Annotated in this window: 21 protein-coding genes and 1 pseudogene; 8 read left to right on the forward strand and 14 right to left on the reverse strand. The window is 72.6% G+C overall.

Annotation, left to right across the window (positions count from 1 at the left end; genetic code table 11):
* Positions 1-26: 26 nt before the first annotated feature.
* From fabG to ACFVQZ_RS09245, 8 genes and pseudogenes are all read right to left on the reverse strand, one after another.
* Positions 27-788 (reverse strand): 3-oxoacyl-ACP reductase FabG, encoded by a 762-nt coding sequence (gene fabG / locus ACFVQZ_RS09210; protein ID WP_030492362.1) that lies wholly within the window; start codon positions 786-788, stop codon positions 27-29.
* A 168-nt stretch (positions 789-956) separates the two neighbouring features.
* Positions 957-1340, reverse strand: a complete 384-nt coding sequence (locus tag ACFVQZ_RS09215) for a DUF3037 domain-containing protein (RefSeq protein WP_030492363.1) — start codon at positions 1338-1340, stop codon at positions 957-959.
* On the reverse strand, positions 1337-2176 hold the full coding sequence (locus ACFVQZ_RS09220) for a HipA family kinase (RefSeq protein WP_030492364.1): 840 nt from the start codon (positions 2174-2176) through the stop codon (positions 1337-1339). The genes ACFVQZ_RS09215 and ACFVQZ_RS09220 overlap by 4 nt, the downstream gene beginning before the upstream one ends.
* Positions 2177-2665: 489 nt before the next feature.
* Positions 2666-3588: pseudogene (locus tag ACFVQZ_RS09225) on the reverse strand (DUF2231 domain-containing protein).
* Positions 3589-3812: 224 nt separating this feature from the next.
* On the reverse strand, positions 3813-4202 hold the full coding sequence (locus ACFVQZ_RS09230; protein WP_383620747.1) for a hypothetical protein: 390 nt from the start codon (positions 4200-4202) through the stop codon (positions 3813-3815).
* 325 nt (positions 4203-4527) lie between these two features.
* Entirely contained in the window at positions 4528-5835 is a 1308-nt protein-coding gene (locus ACFVQZ_RS09235; RefSeq protein ID WP_383620749.1) for a peptide ligase PGM1-related protein, read from the reverse strand.
* Positions 5836-5852: 17 nt separating this feature from the next.
* The gene (locus ACFVQZ_RS09240) at positions 5853-6461 is read right to left on the reverse strand and encodes a hemerythrin domain-containing protein (protein ID WP_383620751.1); all 609 of its coding nucleotides are present in this window, start codon (positions 6459-6461) and stop codon (positions 5853-5855) included.
* Positions 6461-7657 carry a hypothetical protein gene (locus ACFVQZ_RS09245; RefSeq protein ID WP_383620753.1) on the reverse strand — a complete coding sequence of 399 codons (1197 nt, stop codon included), beginning with the start codon at positions 7655-7657 and terminating at the stop codon, positions 6461-6463. The genes ACFVQZ_RS09240 and ACFVQZ_RS09245 overlap by 1 nt, the downstream gene beginning before the upstream one ends.
* Positions 7658-7840: 183 nt before the next feature.
* Between ACFVQZ_RS09245 and ACFVQZ_RS09250 the strand changes: the two genes are divergently transcribed.
* Positions 7841-8356, forward strand: coding sequence for a hypothetical protein (locus ACFVQZ_RS09250; protein ID WP_383620754.1), 516 nt, complete (start codon positions 7841-7843; stop codon positions 8354-8356).
* On the opposite strand, the gene ACFVQZ_RS09255 is transcribed toward ACFVQZ_RS09250, so the two are convergent.
* The 4 genes from ACFVQZ_RS09255 to ACFVQZ_RS09270 form a co-directional block, all read right to left on the reverse strand.
* A complete protein-coding gene (locus ACFVQZ_RS09255; protein ID WP_051787358.1) occupies positions 8260-8703 on the reverse strand; it encodes a hypothetical protein in 444 nt (147 codons plus the stop codon). The genes ACFVQZ_RS09250 and ACFVQZ_RS09255 overlap by 97 nt on opposite strands.
* Positions 8700-10418 (reverse strand): cytochrome c oxidase subunit I, encoded by a 1719-nt coding sequence (gene ctaD / locus ACFVQZ_RS09260; RefSeq protein WP_383620756.1) that lies wholly within the window; start codon positions 10416-10418, stop codon positions 8700-8702. The genes ACFVQZ_RS09255 and ctaD overlap by 4 nt, the downstream gene beginning before the upstream one ends.
* A 349-nt stretch (positions 10419-10767) precedes the next feature.
* The gene (locus ACFVQZ_RS09265; RefSeq protein WP_383620801.1) at positions 10768-11037 is read right to left on the reverse strand and encodes a DUF1905 domain-containing protein; all 270 of its coding nucleotides are present in this window, start codon (positions 11035-11037) and stop codon (positions 10768-10770) included.
* 68 nt (positions 11038-11105) lie between these two features.
* The gene (locus ACFVQZ_RS09270) at positions 11106-12191 is read right to left on the reverse strand and encodes a helix-turn-helix domain-containing protein (RefSeq protein ID WP_383620758.1); all 1086 of its coding nucleotides are present in this window, start codon (positions 12189-12191) and stop codon (positions 11106-11108) included.
* Between the two features lie 125 nt (positions 12192-12316).
* Between ACFVQZ_RS09270 and ACFVQZ_RS09275 the strand changes: the two genes are divergently transcribed.
* From ACFVQZ_RS09275 to ACFVQZ_RS09295, 5 genes are all read left to right on the forward strand, one after another.
* Positions 12317-13084: a hypothetical protein gene (locus ACFVQZ_RS09275; RefSeq protein ID WP_383620760.1), complete on the forward strand. Its 768-nt coding sequence runs from the start codon at positions 12317-12319 to the stop codon at positions 13082-13084.
* A 74-nt stretch (positions 13085-13158) separates the two neighbouring features.
* Complete coding sequence (locus ACFVQZ_RS09280; RefSeq protein ID WP_321192338.1) at positions 13159-13359, forward strand: hypothetical protein; 201 nt, start codon at positions 13159-13161, stop codon at positions 13357-13359.
* A gap of 83 nt (positions 13360-13442) precedes the next feature.
* Positions 13443-14513, forward strand: coding sequence for an RICIN domain-containing protein (locus tag ACFVQZ_RS09285; RefSeq protein WP_383620762.1), 1071 nt, complete (start codon positions 13443-13445; stop codon positions 14511-14513).
* Positions 14514-14617: 104 nt separating this feature from the next.
* Entirely contained in the window at positions 14618-14800 is a 183-nt protein-coding gene (locus ACFVQZ_RS09290) for a hypothetical protein (RefSeq protein ID WP_030492433.1), read from the forward strand.
* A 104-nt stretch (positions 14801-14904) separates the two neighbouring features.
* Complete coding sequence (locus tag ACFVQZ_RS09295; protein WP_383620764.1) at positions 14905-15324, forward strand: Rieske (2Fe-2S) protein; 420 nt, start codon at positions 14905-14907, stop codon at positions 15322-15324.
* A gap of 60 nt (positions 15325-15384) precedes the next feature.
* Here ACFVQZ_RS09295 and ACFVQZ_RS09300 read toward each other — a convergent pair whose 3' ends face one another.
* Positions 15385-16050, reverse strand: coding sequence for a cysteine hydrolase (locus ACFVQZ_RS09300; RefSeq protein ID WP_383620766.1), 666 nt, complete (start codon positions 16048-16050; stop codon positions 15385-15387).
* A 102-nt stretch (positions 16051-16152) separates the two neighbouring features.
* Between ACFVQZ_RS09300 and ACFVQZ_RS09305 the strand changes: the two genes are divergently transcribed.
* Positions 16153-16620, forward strand: a complete 468-nt coding sequence (locus tag ACFVQZ_RS09305; RefSeq protein ID WP_383620768.1) for a pyridoxamine 5'-phosphate oxidase family protein — start codon at positions 16153-16155, stop codon at positions 16618-16620.
* A 15-nt stretch (positions 16621-16635) separates the two neighbouring features.
* Here ACFVQZ_RS09305 and ACFVQZ_RS09310 read toward each other — a convergent pair whose 3' ends face one another.
* Complete coding sequence (locus tag ACFVQZ_RS09310; protein WP_030492437.1) at positions 16636-17538, reverse strand: LysR family transcriptional regulator; 903 nt, start codon at positions 17536-17538, stop codon at positions 16636-16638.
* 73 nt (positions 17539-17611) lie between these two features.
* Here ACFVQZ_RS09310 and ACFVQZ_RS09315 point away from each other — a divergent pair, with 73 nt between their 5' ends.
* Positions 17612-18649: a DMT family transporter gene (locus tag ACFVQZ_RS09315; RefSeq protein WP_051787362.1), complete on the forward strand. Its 1038-nt coding sequence runs from the start codon at positions 17612-17614 to the stop codon at positions 18647-18649.
* The last annotated feature ends 18 nt before the right edge of the window (positions 18650-18667 follow it).

Raw genomic sequence — 18667 nt, forward strand, 5'->3', positions numbered from 1 at the left:
CTGTTGTCCTCTCTCGCCGCGCCGGGTCAGTTGAGCGGGCCGCCGGCCACGTACATGACCTGGCCGGAGACGAAGCCGGCGTCGTCGCCCGTGAAGAAGGCGATGGCGTTGGCGACGTCCTCGGGGCGGCCGACCCGCTGGACCGGGATCATGGAGGCGGCGGCGGCCTGGAACTCCTCGAAGCCCATGCCGACCCGCTCGGCGGTCTGGGCCGTCATCTCCGTGACGATGAAGCCGGGGGCGACGGCGTTGGCGGTGACGCCGAACTTGCCGAGCTCCTTGGCGAGCGTCTTGGTGAAGCCCTGGAGGCCGGCCTTGACCGCGGAGTAGTTGGCCTGGCCGCGGTTGCCGAGCGCCGAGGAGGAGGACAGCGAGACGATCCGGCCGAAGCCCGCGTCCACCATGTGCTTCTGACAGGCCTTCGCCATCAGGAACGCGCCCTTGAGGTGCACGTTCATGACGAGGTCCCAGTCGTCCTCGGACATCTTGAAGAGGAGGTTGTCCCGCAGGACGCCGGCGTTGTTCACGAGGATCGTGGGCGCGCCGAGTTCGGCGGCGACGCGGGCGACCGCGGCCTCCACCTGGGCGCCGTCCGAGACGTCGCAGCCGACCGCGAGGGCGCGGCCGCCGGCGGCGGTGATCTTCTCGACGGTGTCCTTGCAGGCCGCCTCGTCGAGGTCGAGGACGGCGACGGCGCGGCCCTCGGCCGCGAGGCGGATGGCGGTGGCGGCGCCGATGCCCCGTGCGGCACCGGTGACGACGGCTACGCGCTGCTCGGTGGTGGACATGCTTGCTTCTCCTCGCCCTCAGGGAGCCCGGGCTCTCCCCCGGGCACATGAGCGACCGCTTAGTATCGACCGCAGGACGAGACGCTAGAAGCCCTGGCACCCGGTGTCAACGGCCCACCGGGTGCACCCCGTCACTCCGTCGTCACTCCCCCGGCGAAAGGCGGCGCGTCACCGCACGAGAAGGTCGAGCAGGCGCTCCACCTCGGCCTCGGGGTCGCCGGTGAGGCCGGTGTGGACCGGGCCCGGCTGGACCACCGTGGAGCGCGGCGCGATCAGCCAGCGGAACCGCCGGCCGGCGTCGTCGCGGGCGGCCTGCCCGGCCGCGTCCCCGCCCAGGCAGACGCCCTCGACGGCGCGCAGCGCCGCGCGGACGCCGGTCACGTCGGCCGCCGGGTCGAGCGCGGCCAGCTTGGCCTCGTCGAGGTGGGTGCGGGCGGCGACGAAGGAACGGGCCCGGCAGTAGACGACCACGCCCGCGTTGAAGCACTCGCCGCGTTCGACGCGCGGCACCACGCGCAGCAGCGCGTACTCGAAGACATCGCGGTCGGTCACGTCGTGCTGTCCTTCTGGGCGGGGCGGGGGGCGAGGCGGTCGGCGAGCCAGCCGGGCGGCTGCTGCGGCCGGCGTTCGGTACGCGGGCCGAGGGTGATCCGCTCGTGGATGGTGGCCGCGCGGGGCAGCAGCGCCTCCACGTAGGCGGCGCGCACCGCGTCGGCGGAGTCGAATCCGGGCTCGTCCACCAGCCACGCGGCGGGCACGTCGGCGGCGACCTCGTCCAGCAGCTCCCGGGTGACGAGCGGGGCCAGTTCGGCGGCGGCCGCGGCGATGTCCGGGGCGAAGGGCGCGAGGGCGTGGTCGGAGGCGTCGTACGGCTTGGCGGCGGAGGCCGCGGCGCCCGGCCAGTTGTGGTGCCAGATCATGGTGGCGCCGTGGTCGATGAGCCAGAGGTCGCCGTGCCAGACGAGCATGTTCGGGTTCCGCCAGGAGCGGTCCACGTTGTTGATGAGCGCGTCGAACCACACGACCTTCCCGGCCTCCGCCGGGTCCACCTCGTACGCGAGCGGGTCGAAGCCCAGCGAACCGGGGAGGAAGTCCATCCCGAGGTTCAGTCCGCCGCTCGCCTTCAGCAGCTCCTGCACCTCCTGGTCGGGCTCCGAGAGCCCGATGACCGGGTCGAGCTGGATGGTGACCAGCTCGGGCACCCGCAGCCCGAGCCGCCGGGCGAGCTGCCCGCAGATGACCTCGGCGACGAGGGTCTTGCGGCCCTGCCCGGCGCCGGTGAACTTCATGACGTACGTCCCGAGATCGTCGGCCTCGACGATCCCCGGGAGCGAACCGCCCTCACGCAGGGGCGTGACGTAGCGGGTCGCTACGACCTCTTCCAACACTTTCCCAGGCCACCCATCTCAACAGGCTTGCAATCCACGGACGGCTTCTCCGGAGCGCCGAGGCACGGCCCACGATCCGACCGCGCTGGGGAGGATCTGGGGAGTTTCGGCCGGCAAGCCGATTCCCCCGCTGCCCCCTCCGGCCGTCACGGTGCCACGCCCCTTGCTGCCGGCCTCCGGCATGAAGTGAGCATAGTAACCGAGAGTGATCGCAGGCGAGGAGTATCCGGGGGCCCGTCCGTTTCCGGCCGTCGCGGCGCCTCTCTCCGCACGGTCGACGCAAACGTGCGGGCCGCCATGGGCGAACCCGGAGCCGTCGTGGGAGCCGTAAGAGGCCGGCGGCGACGCGGCGTCGGACCCGGCCGGGCGGCTGCGGGGCCGCGGCCGTCCCGACCGAAGGTCGGACGCCATGGGCCGCTGTGTCATCGGACTACGGCGCCTTCGGGTGACGGCGCGCGCCCTACGGGCAGGTCGTGCCCGTGGGCCGGTTCACGTGGCTGCGGGTCCCTGGTGGCGCCGGTGGCGCAAACGGACTTCGACCTGGCCGTCGACGATCCGCGTCTCGAACGAGGGCTGACGGGCGGTCGCGGGGCCGCGGACGTTCCAGCCGTCGCTCAGCCGGAAGACGCTGCCGTGCCAGGGGCAGCGGATGCAGCCGTCGGAGACCTCGCCGTCGGGCAGCGGGCCGGACATGTGGGCGCAGCGGTCGGCGAGGACGCGGACCTGCCCGCCGCCCTCACGGACGACGACGTCCACGCCGTCCACCGCGGCCCGCGCCGGCCGGCCGGCGGGAAAGCCGGACACCGGTCCGATCCGGTGCCAGCCGGGGCTCACGAGACGCGGTACTGGCCTCCGCGTGCGTGGTTCGCACCCGCCGCCTGCCGGTAGGCCAGGTGGCCGCCGAGCGCCCCGCCCGCTCCGACGGCGGTGAGGCCGGCCAGCGCGAGGATCCGGCCCTTGATGTGGCGCCCGCGGAGGCGGGCCGTCAGGGAGGCGGCGTACAGGGACACCGCGGTGAGGTTCGCGGCCGCGTGGACCAGGCCGGTGCGGGACTGCTCGGGAGGCAGCTCCGCCCAGTCCGTCCAGCCCGCCGCGGCGGCGGGCGCCGCCCCCGCGAGACCGAGGGCGATCAGCGCCTGTGACGCCCGGCGCTGACCGGGGAGCAGATCAACGACGCTTGCGGAGAGCCAGGCGCCGATCGGCACCTGGACGAGGAGGGGGTGGACGGGATGGCCCAGCGGAAGCCCGTGCAGGACGTCCCTCGCGGACCCGAGGGGCAGGCCACGGACGACTCGGCGCGCCACGCTCACCAGTCCGTCGGCGGCGGTGGACTGCTCCACCCGCTCCACCGCCCGGAGCACTCGCCCCGTGCCCGTCTGCGGTCCTTGGCACTTCGTGCGGTCCGTTTCCATGCCCGCCGACTACCCCGCCCCCGGGAGTCGACTCGCGCGCGGCGGGCGCGACGCTGTCCGGCTGCCTTGTGCGGGGGACCGCGCCCGGGCAGCAGCCGGAGCGACACGAGCCGCGAGGGAGGCGGACGTGAACCGGTCGACACGGGCGAGCGAGCCTGCGGACGCCTGGAAGCCTGGTCCGGACAGGGCGAGTGCCCGTGCGGCACGTCCACGCGCGGTGCCCGTCATGGGCGGGGAGGGAGACCGCGCCTCCCTCGCATGCCGTCGCACCGACCGCCGGGGCGGCTGCGGAACCAGGCGCTCAGCCACAGCGCCTGGAACCCGGCATCGAGGAGATAGACCCGCCGGATGCGCCCGGAGGTGGCGTACCGGACGTCCACCACGAACAGGGCGGTAGCCGTTCCGGTACCCAGTACACGCGCGTGAGCCCTCCCCTCCGCCGTACCGGCACCGCGGATCTGAGCCCATCCGATGGCGACGAGCAGCCCGGAGACCGTCTGCAGCAACCACACGTCGGCCTTCGGGCCGGTGATCGCCTCGAAGCTGCGCCGGTGGACCAGGGGCCACGTCCCGCTCACGAGGTTGAACCAGCCCTGCGCGCGGGCGACGGACACGGGAGTCATCTTGCCCACCGTCCCTTCACGCGTGATCGATGTGCGGCCACGGGAGAACCCTCGCGCCCGACCGCACAGGTGATCGGCACACGGGCGACTGCCCGCGCCGCCGCTCCTCAAGCGCACCCGTGCGCTTGACCGCTGCCCGACAGCGGGCACCGGCGCACCGCGCTGCGGAAACCCCAGGGCGGCTGTGGCGCCCGGGCCGGAAGGCAGGACGTGGAGCGGGAGCCTTCGAGCTGCCGACCTGGCCGGATCTCGGACCCCTGCCGCACGCCGGAGGGCCACCCGGCGCTCGTCCGCTAGGTCGGGCGCGCATGCCGACTCAGCGGGCGTGGGCCCAGGAGGACCGCAGGAGCTCCTCGTAACGGGCCACCGCGGCATGGTCCGGGGCGATCACCGCGTACCGCCAGGTCAGACCGTCCGGCGGCGGCCCCGCGTACAGAACGACCCCTTCTCCGGCCGAGGGGTCGTACGCGATACGTGCGGTGTGCAGCCGCGCCACGGCCTCGTCGAAGGAGAACTCCGCCGACGCCCGGGCCCGGCCCGTCGCCCACGCCGGATCACCGGCGCCCGCCCCGGTCATGGCCGCCAGGCGCCTCACCATCGCCTGCGGCGTGGTCGTGGCGGTGCGTCTGACGTTGCTCTCCCCCGCGACCGGTTCCCCGTCGGCCGTCACCATGGCGTCGACGCTGAACGGTCCCGCGTACCCCCGCTCGGCGAGAAAAGTGCCCAGTGAGCGGCCCCAGCTCTCCAGGGTCGGTTCGATCGGGGCGAGCGACGGCGGCAACGGTGCCACATAGCCCGTGAAACAGCCCGACGCGGTACGCATCTCTCCGCTGAACACCGCCCGCGGGCCCTCGGGTCCCGTCTCCATCTGCACGCTCACGGAGCGGACGACATCGATCCGTTCCTCGATGACCCACACTCCCTCGGGCCCGCCGACGGCGGCGAGATCCGCCGCCGCCCCCGAACCAGCCCCCTCGGCCGTGAGGAAGCGCAGACCGTGGCCGCCCGCCGACCGGTCCGGTTTGATCACGACCTCTCCGTGGGACGCCAGCAGCTTCGCCGCCTCGGCCGCCACCTCGGTGCGGCGGCAGATGCGCCCGTCCGGCACCCTCAGCGCCAGTTCGGACGCCGCCTGCCGGAAGCCGGCCTTCGTGTTGAGGAGCCGGGTCACCTCCAGCGCCGCCTCCGCCGCCTCCCCCGACGCGTAGGGGGCCACCGGGACGCCGAGTGCGCGGGCCAGGCCGACCGCCGCGGAGTCGAGGGCCGTCGGCAGGACCGCGGTCACGGTGCGCCCCGCGAACGCCGCGCGCACCGCTTCGACGGCCGCACGGTGCGGAACCGGCCGATCAGCCGCCGCGAACGCCTCCGGCAGGGTGAGCACGGCGACCGAGTCCGGGTCGACGCGGATCAGCGCGCAGGAGTACCGGAGGAACGCCGGGTCGACCGGCACGGGCGTCACCAGCACGTCGCCCGCCCGCAGCAGCCAGACCTCGCGCGGGGCCTGCTCCGCCCAGGCGCCCAGCACCTCCCGCTGCTCCAGGTCCACCGCGAGGTCGGACACCAGGTTCGCGTACACGACCTGGGAGCCGCCGCTCAACGGACCGGGCCCGTGCGCGCCGTCCATATCCGCCCCCTCACGTGTCAGTTCCCCTCCCCCATGGTGCGGCGAATGGCGTCGCGCGCCCGGTCCGCGAGGGCGGCGAGGGGCCCGAGCGCGAGGTTCGCGGTGGCGCTCTCGGTCCCGGGGTGCGGGTGCGTGGGCGCTGTCGCCTCCGCGGCCCGGACCGCCTTGGCCATCAGGGAGAGACGGGCGGGCGAGGTGGTGCGGCGCAGCAGCGCGAACTCGTAGCGTTCCTCCGACCGGGCATGGACGAGGACGGCGTCGCGCAGGGAGAGCAGGGTGGGCATGAACCGGGGATCGGAGGTCCCCATGTCCTCCAGCAGGGCGAGCTTCTCCTTCGCCGCCTTCTCCTCCGCGAGCCGATCCTCGACGACGTCCGCACCTCCGTCGAAGGCGGTACGGGCGCTGGGGTGGACGACCTCCTCCTCGGCTGTCTCGTGCACCGCCAGCAGATGGACCAGGCGCCGGAAGGCGTCCGTACGTTCCTCCCCCTCCGCGGTGCGGACCTCCTCGAAGAGGGTGTGGATCCGCCCGTGCTGCCGCATGAGCAGCGCCACCACGTCCTCGCCGGCCGCCGGGTCGCCGGCCTGGGCCTGCTCGTCCGTACCGGTCTCCTTCGCCCGGGCCATCACGCGCGCTCCGATGCGACGGGGTGCGGTCCTTCGGTCTCCAGGCGGTAGTCGCGGTCGAACATCTCGCGGTGCTGGTCGATGACGCGGTCGCTGGGCGGCTTCTCGCCGTCGTGCAGGCGCTGCTGCATCTGCTCGAACCGCTCGTGCGCCTCCCGGACATAGCCGGCGCCGAGGGTGGTGAGGTCCATCTGGGTGGCGAGCAGCTCGCGCAGATAGTCCTTGTTCGGCTCGAACGTCAGGACGTTCGGCAACTGCGGGGCGAGGATCTCCTCGGGGTCGCGGCCGTCGTGGCGGCGCATGAGGTCGCAGGCGATCCGCAGGTGCTCCAGCTCCATGTTCAGGTGCAGCTCCCACAGCGCCTTAACCCTGGGGTGGCTCTCCTGCTCCATGAACGAGTAGTACAGGTAGCACTCGTTGTACTCGTGGTTGACCAGCTGCTCCCACCACGTCTCGCCCGGGTCCACGAGGGACTCGTAGTGGGTGACGTGCTCCTCCTCGATGAGCCCGATCTCCTGGTAGAGCTGACGGGCGATCGGCTCCATGTAGGTGGGGCCGGTGTTCATGTAGAAGTTCATCGTCTGCTGCTCCGCCGACATCACCGTCAGCGCGTGCAGCTTCGAGAGCGGGTCGGTGGCGGCCTTGTCATACGGGTCTCGCACGTTGTCGAACGGGTGGCGGTGGTGCAGCCGGGTCGGGCGGCCCGGCATGACCTCCGTCAGGCCGTCGACGATCGCCTCGGCCTTGCGGTGCTCGATCATCTCGTACAGGTTCGCGTAGCGGTACAGGTGGTCGAAGTCCTCCAGGACGCCGAACTGGTACGCCTGCTGGAGGTAGGGATCGGGCTCCATCCGGGCGATCCAGGCGGTGAGGTCGACGGCGACCTGCTCGTACGCGATCGTCGTCTCCAGCACCGATGACACGCCGGGCAGCAGCCAGTTGACCGCCTTCTGCTGCTGGGCCTCGACGTACCGGACCTCCGCCAGGCCCCGCTTGACCTCCGGGTCCACGGTGTTGCGCGCGAGCGTGTGGCTGAACAGGACCGCCTCGACCTCGATGCCGTTCATGGTGATGATCCGGCAGCGGGTGTACGGGTCGCTGGCGTCCGGATCGATCGGCGCGACGTTCAGCTCGCGCCAGCTGCGGACCTGCTTGTCGAGCGGGATGCCCCGTTGTTCCAGCGGATTGAAGGTCATGCGGGCACCTGGCTTTCGGTAGAGGGGAGAGCATGCACCCTTCCCCTCCCGCCTGCCCCTTCCGGCCCCGCACACGCCCGGTCCGGGCGCTTCTCACCTCAATGGCCGGAACCTTACGACGCATGCCGCCGGGCCCGGGGGGTAGCCGCCGGGCGCCGCACGACCGGGAGGAGACGAGGAGCCATGGTGGTGCACATCGACCGGGGGCTGAGGCCCCGCATCTCGGATCCGTCGCACGTCCTGCGCCGGGGCGCGCACGATCAGATCCTGGGCCTGCTGATGCTGGCCGTCGCCGTCCTGCTCCTGCTGATGCCGATGGCCACGCAGGTCGGTCCGAAGGACGCGCAGATCAACGAGATGCTCGTCGGGCTCGTCGTGGCGTTCGCCGCGGGGTGGCGCGTCTACCGCGGCGGGAACCTGCGGTCCGACACCGTGGTCGGCCTCGCGGGCGTCTGGCTCTTCGTGTCGCCGTTCGTCCTCGACGTCCAGAACACCGCCGTGCACACGGCCGACCGCATGCTCGCGATCGTGGCCGGCGGTGTCCTCATCGTCCTCAGCGCGGCGTCCGCTCTGCTGTGGCGGCTGGACCGGAAGCGCACCCGTCAGCCGGTGACACGCGGCACGACGGACCAGACGACCGACGCGACGGCCACCAGGCCCAGCCCGGCGGCCACCAGCCGGCGGCACAGGAAGGCGTAACGCCGGCTGTACTCCTCGCGGAGCTCGTCCGCGCGGGCGACGGTGGCCCGGAGCATACGGCACCGTACGGACAGGTGCTCCTCGGCGAACGCGCGGGCGACCTCCGCCTGCTCGTCGGGCCCCAGCCACGTGAACCGGCGGGCGAACGCGGTGCCGGCCTCGGCCGCTTCGCTCCTGGCCCTCTGCGCCATGAGGTAGCCCTCCAGCCGGGCGATGCCGGCGGTCGCCTCCGCGGCAGGCGCGTCGGGGCGGCGGACACCGCATCCGTCCGGCGCGGGAACGTCGCCGCCCCGCCGGGCCCGCCGACTCGCGACGTCTCCCGGCTCCGGGCGCCTCTGCGTGGTCATGCGCCGCCGTCCCGCGGATTCTGCCGGGCACCGGGGTCGTCGATGACGTCCCGCTTGTGCGACTGGCCGTGATCCAGCGCGGCGAGGCTGGGGAAGTTCAGGTCGAAGGCGGGCGACTCGGAGCGGATCCGCGGGAGGGTGAGGAAGTTGTGGCGGGGCGGCGGGCAGGAGGTGGCCCATTCCAGGGAGCGGCCGAAGCCCCAGGGGTCGTCTACGGTGACGCGGGGGGCCGTCTTGGCGGTCTTCCAGACGTTGTAGAAGAACGGCAGGGTCGACATGCCCAGGAGGAAGGCGCCGATCGAGGAGACGGTGTTCAGCGCCGTGAAACCGTCGGCCTGGAGGTAATCGGCATAACGGCGGGGCATTCCCTCGGCCCCGAGCCAGTGCTGGACGAGGAAGGTTCCGTGGAAGCCGACGAAGAGCGTCCAGAAATGGATCTTGCCCAGGCGTTCGTCGAGCATCGTGCCGGTCATCTTCGGCCACCAGAAGTAGAACCCGGCGAACATCGCGAACACGACCGTGCCGAAGACCACGTAGTGGAAGTGCGCGACGACGAAGTAGCTGTCGGTCACGTGGAAGTCCATCGGCGGCGAGGCGAGAATGATGCCGGTCAGACCGCCGAACAGGAACGTCACGAGAAAGCCGATCGACCACAGCATCGGCGTCTCGAAGGAGAGCGACCCCTTCCACATCGTGCCGATCCAGTTGAAGAACTTCACTCCCGTCGGCACCGCGATCAGGAAGGTCATGAAGGAGAAGAACGGCAGCAGCGCCGCGCCGGTGGCGAACATGTGGTGCGCCCAGACGGTCACCGACAGGCCGGCGATCGCGATCGTGGCCGCCACCAGCCCGATGTAGCCGAAGAGCGGCTTGCGGGAGAAGACCGGCAGGATCTCGCTGACGATGCCGAAGAACGGCAGCGCGATGATGTAGACCTCGGGGTGGCCGAAGAACCAGAACAGGTGCTGCCACAGCAGCGCTCCGCCGTTCTCCGGGTCGTAGACGTGCGCCCCGAACTGCCGGTCCGCCTCCAGCGCGAAGAGCGCCGCCGCCAGCACGGGGAACGCGAGCAGTACGAGCACCGAGGTCAGCAGCACGTTCCAGGTGAAGATCGGCATCCGGAACATCGTCATGCCCGGTGCCCGCATGCAGATGATCGTGGTGATGAAGTTGACCGCGCCCAGGATGGTGCCGAAGCCGCCGAGCGCGAGCCCCATGATCCACATGTCCCCGCCGACGTAGGGAGTGCGTTCCCCTCCGCTGAGCGGGGTGTAGGCGGTCCAGCCGAAGTCGGCCGTCCCCTGGCTGGTGAAGATCCCTCCGAACGCGATCAGCCCGCCGAAGAGGAACAGCCAGTACGACAGCATGTTCAGCCGCGGGAAGGCGACATCGGGGGACCCGATCTGCAACGGCATGATCGCGTTGGCGAAACCGGCGAAGGTCGGGGTGGCGAACAACAGCAGCATCACCGTGCCGTGAAGGGTGAACGCCTGGTTGTACTGCTCGGGCGAGATGATCTGCAGCCCCGGCCGCGCCAGTTCCGCACGGATCACCAGTGCGAGGATTCCGCCGAGCAGGAAGAAGACGAACGACGTGATCAGGTAGAGGTGCCCGATCTTCTTGTGGTCGGTCGTCGTCATCCAGTCCACGACGATGCGCCCTCTGCTCCTCCTCTGTACCGGTACGAGGGTGGGTGGCTCCGTGGACGTGACCATGGGAACTCCGGTGGAAGAATTCAGATGAACGCAGACAAGTAGGGCGACTTTAGATCCGTCCCTCGCGGCCGACCGTTCCATACGGGGCGCAATCGATCAGTCGCTTCATCACACTCGCCATGACCTGCGTGGTTGGGTTCCGGGGCGGCGAACTCCACCTGTATGGCGGGCGTGGGAGCCAAGCCCCGTGCGCCGTAGCCGCCCCACGACCACCTCACCACTCGACACTCCGCCGGCGTGCAGGTCGGAGCTGGGTCAGCGGCGGCCGCTTCCCCTCCGGAGACCCGCACAGCGGGACCCGCCCCTCCGCCACCCGGCCGGGCCGCGCGAGGTCTTCCGGGTCCGGAGGTCAGTCGCCCAGCCGCTCCTCCAGGCGGACGGTGACGGTGTCGCCCTCTTCCTTGCCGATCGCCTTGCGCACGTCCGCCTTCACGGGCAGCTTGTGCGTGCCGTCCCCCAGGGCCATGAACGAACTCCGGAACGGGTGGCCGTCGATCGTGCCCCGGACCTTCACCAGTCCGCGGGTGCCGAAGAACTCTGCCGACTCGGGCCACACGACGTACGTCCAGCCGCCCTTGTCCGGGCTCTTCCGCAGGGTCGCGGTGAACTGCTTGTCCATCACGGACGCCTCCTGTGCATGAGCTTTTCTCGCTGTTCACCAGGTAAGACGGAGGCGGGCGGGGAAACTCATCGCCGGCCGCGCAGTCCGGCAGGGCGGGGCTGACGGGGCCCGTCGACGGCGGCCGATGTCGCGAGCGCCGTCCCGAGGCCGGTCCTCGCGTACCGGACGACACGACCTCGGCGGTGCCGGTCGACCAGCCCTGCCCGCAGCAGGATGCCGAGGTGGTACGAGACGGTCGCGCTGCTCCAGCCGGTCCTCCGGCTCAGCTCGGCCGTGGACGCGGGCGCGTCGAGCGTGGTCAGCAGCGCGGCCCTGGTCACGCCCACGAGCCCCGTCAGAGCCGATTCCGCCGCGCCCGCCGGGCGCTCCCCGAGGGCGCCGATGCCGCGCGCCCGGTAGATCAGCACCGGCGGGTGCGGGCGTTCGGCGGCGAACAGCACCGGGCCGGCGTGTGTGGTGGCCGGCACGAAGAGCACGCCTTCGTCGGCCCAGTCGACGATCCCGGAGTAGGGGCGCTCCAGGACGAGCTCGGTGCCGGTCCACCGCATCCGCTCGCCGAGATCGTCGAACACCGCCGCCGCGCCGTGCGCCGCCATCCGGTCGGCACGGTGGCCTATGTCCGCCTCCAGTACGGCTCTGACCCGTGCCCAGTCCGGGGCCAGTACGGACTCGAACAGGGTCGCCATCGCCGTGGCGGCGGCGGTCGCCACGGCCGCACCGCCGTCGCGTGCCACCCGCGCGAGCGCCGCGGGCATCGGTCGCCGCCACCGCTCGTAGACGGCCTCGCTCCGGTGCAGCGCGAGGACGTGGGGCCACACGCGTCGGCCGCGGATCGCGATGTCGAGCTGGTAGTCGACCTCCTCGGCCGGGGTCGCCGCGATCCGGGCGGCCACCTCCCCCATCGACTCGCCGTGGCGCGGCACCGGGGTCAGGAAATCCGGGGCGTAGCTGTGATCGGCGGGCACCAGGGCCTCCAGGAGCGCCAGCTGTTCCGGCGGGAGCGCCCGCAGGGCGCGAGCGTGCCACTCCCGTGCGTGAGCGGCCGGATGCCGGCCGCGGTGCCGCAGCACACCGAGCATCTCCATGGCCGCGGACGTGGCGAACCGCGACCTGCTCCACGCCTGTGCGTCCAGCCGCACCCTCATCGCCATCCCGCGAGTGTCCCACCGCCGCGGGGGCGGGCCGATGGATTCGAAGGGCCTCGAATGCGTGGAGGCCTCGGCCGGCCCCGTCGGAGGGTGGTCCGCGACCGTGTGACCACGACCGAGGAGGCGCCTTGAGCTCCGACCGAACGCCCGCGCACACCGACCACGACCGGTCTTCGCCCGCGCACACCGACCGCCGCCGGCCTTCCGCCGCCGTCAGCCGACGCGGCCTCGTGCGCATGGGCACCGCGCTCGGCGCGATGGGGCTGCTGGCCGCCCCCACCCCGGCATCGGCCACCGCCACCCCGACCTCGGCGTCGGCGTCGGCCGCCGGCGACGGTCCGGCCGGCGATCCCGCGTCGCGCAAGCCGATCCTGGTCGGTGCCAACCCCGGCCTCCAGCTCTTCGACGGATCGGGCGCGTGCACGGCCTTCCTCTCCACCTGGCAGGTGGAGTGGTCCACCCATGGCGCGGGGAACGCGCTCGTGCTCTGGCGGCCGGACGGGGTGAGGGTCGTCGGGGAGGACCCGCACCTCGCGCTCTGGCTGGCCGATCACTTCGTCCGGCACTTCCCCGAACTCGACGGTCTGCCCTGGTCCGCTCCCCGGTTCCACCGGTCCGCGGTCCAGGTCCGGCTCGACCTCGCGTCCGGGCTGCGGGCGTGGGGCGGAGGCGTCGACGTGCGCATGGCCGAGGTGCTGGACCGGCGCGCCTTCGCCACCGACGGGTTCCCGCTGGCCGGGGTGGACCACAGCCTGAGCCTGGTGTTCGCCCCGTGCGGACGAGCCCGCGCACGCGTCGACGGCCGTGTCCAGCCCGGCGAGATCAGCCGGGGAGGGACGCCGGAGCGTCCGTCGTCGTCGGCGTTCCTCGCCACGGCCGAGGTGTGGCGAGCCTGACGCCCCTTCACCTCTCGGACCGCTCGGCGGAACGACGGGACGATGTGGTGCGGCAGGCGTCGATGGTGCCCCCGGTGGTCGTCCGTAGCGGAGACGCCGAACCGGACGACGCCAGGGTCCTTGAGTTGGCGGAGCCCGCCGGGGTGAGTCTCGGCGACGCCGTCACCCGCCCCCTGGACGTGGAGATCCGCCGGAACCCCGCCCTGGCCGTACGGTCCCCCGGCACCTGCGCACCGGCCACCGAGGCGTTTACCGACCACGCGCCCGTGACGTAAGTGGATCATCAGCGGGACGTTAGGGGGAAAGCCCAGGGTGGGGACCGTCGTACTTCCGCGTCCCGTCCCCGAGGAGTCCCCGAGTGAAGAAGCAGCTGGCCACGGTCGTGGCAGCCACCCTGTGCACGAGCGCCCTGCTGGCCGGCGGGGCGGCACAGCCCGCCCTGGCGGACGGCGCGGCCGACAACTGCAAGCCGGAGGACACGGTCGTGCCGGGGTCGTACGGGACGGGCACGCTGACGTGGTGCATCCTGGCGGTCAAGGAGAGCAGCCAGGCGAAGACGCTCGACCGGGAGAACTTCGTCAAGGAACTGCTGCAGATGCTGACGGAGTACACCGGCGGCAACTACAACATCATGATCTTCGACATCAAGGGCAAGAACGCCTTCGGGGACCCCTGGTTCTACAACCACTACACGGAGAACCTCCAGAACGTGGCGTTCCGGGGCGACGTCGAGTACAGCTCCCCCAACTCGCGCGAGGACCAGACCTTCCGCATCTGGATCTTCTCCGGCGGCGGCAGCTTCACCAACCACGGGGACGGCGGCTGGATCAACTGGGGCTTCTACGGCCTGTGGGACCGCAACGGTTCCACCATCGACTTCCGGCCCACGATGGAGCCCCCGGCGGACCCCGGCGTGCCCAAGGGCGAGACGCCCGGCCCCGGCGACATGACCCCCATCCCCGGCGTGCCCGCCCACCCCGGCACCGCCCCGGCCTTCCGTTCCTACAGCGGGCCGGAGGCGCCCGGTCCCGCGGCCGGTCAGCTCCCGGTCGGCGTCCCCGTGCAGCTGAGGACCGTCAACGGCCTCGGAGCCGTCGCGACGGGCACGTCGTCCGGGTCGTCCGTCGTCGCGGGCAAGCTCGGCACCACGGGCGGCACCTGGACGCTGAAGGACGCCGGCGGCGGGCGCTACGAGATCGCCAACGGCAGCGGCCCGGCCCTCACCATGAACACCAGCACCTACTACGCCCAGATCAGCACCTGGAAGGCGAGCACGACCCAGAAGTGGGAGGTCCTCCCCGTCGGCGGCGACGCCTACCAGATCCGGATCAGCGACCAGGACTGCCTCACCTACCACGAGGACTACAAGAAGCTCGGCGTGTGGACGTGCGACGGCTCCGAGGGCCAGCGCTGGACCGTCGCCCGCTGAACCCCGCCGCGGGGCGGCCGGCCGGAACCGCCGGGCCCTCCGGCGAGTCCTGAGACCACAGAAGGTCGGAGCGGGGGGCTTCGCGAGGCGTTCAGGGGGCGCACATGGATCTGTTCGACTTCGAGGCCGGCGGCCGCGACAACAGTTCGACGGAGGTGGGCGGCCACGGCTGCGGCTGGGGCACGCTCCTCTTCCTCGGCGTGTGCGTGCTGCTCGTGGTGGCGGCCCAGTGGGCCTTCGGCGCGGTGGGCGACCTGCTCGGATGGCTGGTCGGGCTGCTGGACTGACCTCCGCCTCGGGGGAGTCTGCGGCGAACACCGCGTACGTCACAGCGTCTGCGTCTACCGTCGCTCCAGGAGCCGGTATCGAGCGGTACGGGAGAGGGGCAGGCATGAGCGGAGTGGCACGGCGGACCGTGGTGGCGGCCGGCGGGGCGGGAATCGCCTCGGCGGCGCTCGCCGCGTGCGGGGGCGGCGGGGAGCCCGAGGGCGGCAGCGGTACGGGAGGCGGGGACGGCGCCGCGCCGGGCCCGCTCGTGAAGGCGGCGGACATCCCGGTGGGCGGCGGCACGGTCCTGGCGGACAAGGGCGTCGTCATCACCCAGCCGAAGGCCGGGGAGTTCAAGGCGTTCTCGTCGAAGTGCACGCACGCGGGCTGCGCGGTGAGCGAGGTGAAGGACGGCGCGATCGTCTGCCCGTGCCACCAGAGCAGGTTCGACATCTCGGACGGCAGCGTGACGTCGGGCCCGGCGACGGCCCCCCTGCCGCCCGAGCCGATCGAACTGAAGGGCGACGAGCTCTCCTTCGGCTGACCGCCCGGACGGGAAGCGAAGCGGGCCCCTCCGCCCGCCGCCGCGAACGGAACCTGCGGGTCAGCGGCTCGTGGTGGCGGCGGAGGGCGTGCGCCTCGGGGCCTTCCAGGCGGCGAGCAGGTCGTCGGTCGTCACGACGGTGGCGACGAGGGCGAGGGTGTGGCGGATCATCGCGGAGGTGTAGTCGGCCGGGACCCCCGCGATCGCGTCCTCGGGGACGACGGCCGTGTAACCGAGGTTCACCGCGTCGAAGACGGCGTTCGGCACGGCGACGTTGGCGGACACCCCGGCGACGACGAGGGTCCGGCAGCCGAGGTTGCGCAGCAGCGCGTCCACGCCCGTTCCGGCCAGCGGGGACAGGCCGTGCAGGCGCCGCACCACCAGGTCCTCGTCGGCCACCTGGATCGGCTGGGCGACGCGGACCGCCGTCGTCCCGCTGTGCTGCTGCACGGGGAGCCGTGCGGCGGCCCGGAAGAGGGGCGCGTTGGCGCTGGAGCCGCGCCCGTCGGGGCGCCGTTCGGCGACGGCGTGGACGACCTGGACGCCGGCGCCGTGGGCGGCGTCGACGAGCCGGGCCACCCGGGCCAGGGCGCCCGACCTGCGGGCGGCGGCGGCCAGTTCGGGGAGGGCGCTGTGGGTGCCGACGACGCCCTCCTGGCACTCGACGGTGAGCAGCACGGCGCCGTCCGGGCGCAGCCGTTCGGCGAGTTCTTCCCTGCGGCCCATCGCTCCCCCTGGGGTCCGCGCCCCGCCGCCGCCTCTTGCACCGGCGCGGGCGTGCGCCCATGATTTCTGACGTCTCATCAGAAATCCAGAAGGGTGCGGACGATGACCGTCACGCAGCGCCGTGGTCGCCGGATCATGATGACCCCGGAGGAGCTCGACTCCTTCCTCGCCGAGCAGCGCACCTGCCGGGTGGCGACCGTCTCCGCCGACGGCCGGCCGCACGTGAGCGCGCTGTGGTTCGCGTGGGACGGCACCTCGCTGTGGCTGTACTCGCTGACCCGCAGCCGCCGATGGGCCGAACTGCGCGCCGATCCGCGGATCTCGGTGCTGGTGGACGACGGGGAGGAGTACGGGGAGCTGCGCGGGGCCGAGCTGTCGGGGACGGCCGTCTTCGTCGGCGAGGCACCGCGCACGGGCGAGCCGTGCCCCGAACTCGACGCGGTGGAGCGGCTGTTCGCGGCGAAGAACTTCGGCCTGGACGCCATGCCGCACGACGGCCGGCACGCCTGGCTACGGCTGACCCCGGACGCGGTCGCCACCTGGGACTTCCGCAAGCTCGGCGGCGCGTAGGCGCCGCGAGCCCGGTCAGTCCGCGTGCGGCCGCCCCGCCTCCCGCAGCGCCTCGACGACCGCGCGCAGGGAGGGCCGGCGACCGGCGTCGGTGCGCCAGGTGGCGTAGATGTGCCGGCGCATCTGCTGGCGCACGGGCACGCAGACCACGCCCTCCGGGTGCGGCCGGCCGAGCCGGGGCGTGACGCACACGCCGAGGCCGGCGGCGACCAGCGCGAGCTGGGTGTGGTGCTCGCCCGCGAAGTGCGCGATGCGCGGCTCGATGCCCTGGGAGCGGAGGGTGAACATCAGCCAGTCGTGGCAGAACTCGCCCTCCGGCCAGGACACCCAGTCCTCGTCGGCGAAGTCCTCCAGGTCCACGGCGTCCCGTGCGGCGAGCGGATGCCCGGCGGGCAGGGCGACGTCGGCCGCGTCGTCGAGCAGGTGGGCGCGCTCCAGCTCGCCGGGGACCGGGGCGCGCCGGTTGCTCCAGTCCAGGACGATGGCCAGGTCGGCGTCGCCGCGCAGCACCGCCCGCACCCCCTGCTCGGGCTCCAGTTCGGCGGTGCGGACCCGGAGGTCGGGGTGGCGGGCGCGCAGGGAGGCGAGGGCGGCGGGGAAGAGGCCGCGTGCGGCGGTCGGGAAGCCGACGAGCCGGACCTCGCCGACGACCTGGCCGCGCTGGGCCTCGATGTCGGCCTGGGCGAGCTGGACGTGGGAGAGGATCCGGGCCGCGTGCTCGGCGAGCAGCATGCCGGCGTCGGTGAGCCGCACACCGCGCCCGTTCTTGGCGAGCAGCCGCTGGCCCACCTCGCGCTCCAGCTTGGACAGCTGCTGGGAGACGGCGGAGGTGGTCACGTGCAGCCCGTCGGCGGCGCCGCTGACGGAGCCGTGCCGGGCGACGGCGTCGAGGGTGCGCAGGCGCTCCAGGTTCAACATGTAAGCAATGCTAAGGCAAGGGGTCGAAGAAATCTCGCTTGTTCTACGAGGTCGGGGCCGTCACCCTGAGTGCATGAGCCACGCAGCCGCCTCCGCCCCCTCCCCCGGACCGTCCCCGTCGCCCGGCGCCCCCGCCCGGCGCCCGCCCCGCGCCGGCCTCCTCGACTGGCGGGTCCGCTTCGGCGTGCTGGCCCTCATCTGGGGCTTCAGCTTCCTCTTCATCAAGGTCGGCACGGAGGGCTTCGCCCCGTTCCAGGTGACCTTCGGGCGGCTGCTGTTCGGTACGGCGGTGCTGGCCGCCGCACTGCTGGTGAAGCGGGACCGGCTGCCGCGCGGGGCCAGGACGTGGGGGCACCTGGCGGTGGCGGCGTTCCTGCTCAACGCGCTGCCGTTCTCGCTCTTCGCGTACGCGGAGCTGACGATCCCGTCGACGCTGGCGGGGATCTGCAACGCGACGACGCCGCTGTGGGGCATGGTCCTGTCGCTCGTGGCGCTCTCCGAGGACCGTCCGACGCGGGTGCGCGCGGCGGGGCTGGGCATCGGCTTCCTCGGCGTCCTGACCGTCCTCGGCGCCTGGCAGGGCTTCTCGGGCCTGGACGTGACGGGTACGGCGCTGGCTCTGCTGGCCTCGTTCAGCTACGCGGTCGGCTGGATCTACGTCCGCCGGACCCTGAGCGGGACCGGCGCCTCGCACCTCTCCCTGGCGACCGGCCAGGTCGGCGTGGCCACGCTGCAACTGGCCGTCGTGACCCCGTTCTTCACCACCCTCCCGGAGTCCGTCGAGCTCCTCCCGCTGCTGTCGGTGCTCGCCCTCGGCGCCCTCGGCACCGGCTACGCGATGCTGCTCCAGTACGGCGTGGTCGCGGAGGTCGGCCCGACGACGGCCTCGATGGTCACGTACTTCATCCCGGTGATCGCGACGGCGGCGGGCGTGGCCTTCCTGGACGAGCGGCTCGCCTGGAACACCCCGGTCGGCGCCGTCGTGGTCCTCCTCGGCGCGGCCCTGACCCAGACCCGTACCTCGGCGCGGACCCCGGCCCCCTCGCGCACGACCCCGGCACCGGCGTCCGCGCCCGCCGAGGCGCCGGCCAGGACCCCGGCCCGCACCTGACCCGCGCTCCCCGCCGCC

Origin of the sequence: Streptomyces sp. NPDC057854 (genome assembly GCF_042797055.1) — a bacterium.
Classification (GTDB): domain Bacteria; phylum Actinomycetota; class Actinomycetes; order Streptomycetales; family Streptomycetaceae; genus Streptomyces.

Bases quoted from the DNA above. Each gene is read 5' to 3' on its own strand.
- fabG (WP_030492362.1), bottom strand. From the start codon at position 788: ATGTCCACCACCGAGCAGCGCGTAGCCGTCGTCACCGGTGCCGCACGG.
- ACFVQZ_RS09235 (WP_383620749.1), bottom strand. From the start codon at position 5,835: ATGGACGGCGCGCACGGGCCCGGTCCGTTGAGCGGCGGCTCCCAGGTC.
- ACFVQZ_RS09240 (WP_383620751.1), bottom strand. From the start codon at position 6,461: ATGGCCCGGGCGAAGGAGACCGGTACGGACGAGCAGGCCCAGGCCGGC.
- ACFVQZ_RS09245 (WP_383620753.1), bottom strand. From the start codon at position 7,657: ATGACCTTCAATCCGCTGGAACAACGGGGCATCCCGCTCGACAAGCAG.
- ACFVQZ_RS09250 (WP_383620754.1), top strand. From the start codon at position 7,841: ATGGTGGTGCACATCGACCGGGGGCTGAGGCCCCGCATCTCGGATCCG.
- ACFVQZ_RS09255 (WP_051787358.1), bottom strand. From the start codon at position 8,703: ATGACCACGCAGAGGCGCCCGGAGCCGGGAGACGTCGCGAGTCGGCGG.
- ctaD (WP_383620756.1), bottom strand. From the start codon at position 10,418: ATGGTCACGTCCACGGAGCCACCCACCCTCGTACCGGTACAGAGGAGG.
- ACFVQZ_RS09265 (WP_383620801.1), bottom strand. From the start codon at position 11,037: ATGGACAAGCAGTTCACCGCGACCCTGCGGAAGAGCCCGGACAAGGGC.
- ACFVQZ_RS09270 (WP_383620758.1), bottom strand. From the start codon at position 12,191: ATGGCGATGAGGGTGCGGCTGGACGCACAGGCGTGGAGCAGGTCGCGG.
- ACFVQZ_RS09290 (WP_030492433.1), top strand. From the start codon at position 14,618: ATGGATCTGTTCGACTTCGAGGCCGGCGGCCGCGACAACAGTTCGACG.
- ACFVQZ_RS09295 (WP_383620764.1), top strand. From the start codon at position 14,905: ATGAGCGGAGTGGCACGGCGGACCGTGGTGGCGGCCGGCGGGGCGGGA.
- ACFVQZ_RS09300 (WP_383620766.1), bottom strand. From the start codon at position 16,050: ATGGGCCGCAGGGAAGAACTCGCCGAACGGCTGCGCCCGGACGGCGCC.
- ACFVQZ_RS09305 (WP_383620768.1), top strand. From the start codon at position 16,153: ATGACCGTCACGCAGCGCCGTGGTCGCCGGATCATGATGACCCCGGAG.
- ACFVQZ_RS09310 (WP_030492437.1), bottom strand. From the start codon at position 17,538: ATGTTGAACCTGGAGCGCCTGCGCACCCTCGACGCCGTCGCCCGGCAC.
- ACFVQZ_RS09315 (WP_051787362.1), top strand. From the start codon at position 17,612: ATGAGCCACGCAGCCGCCTCCGCCCCCTCCCCCGGACCGTCCCCGTCG.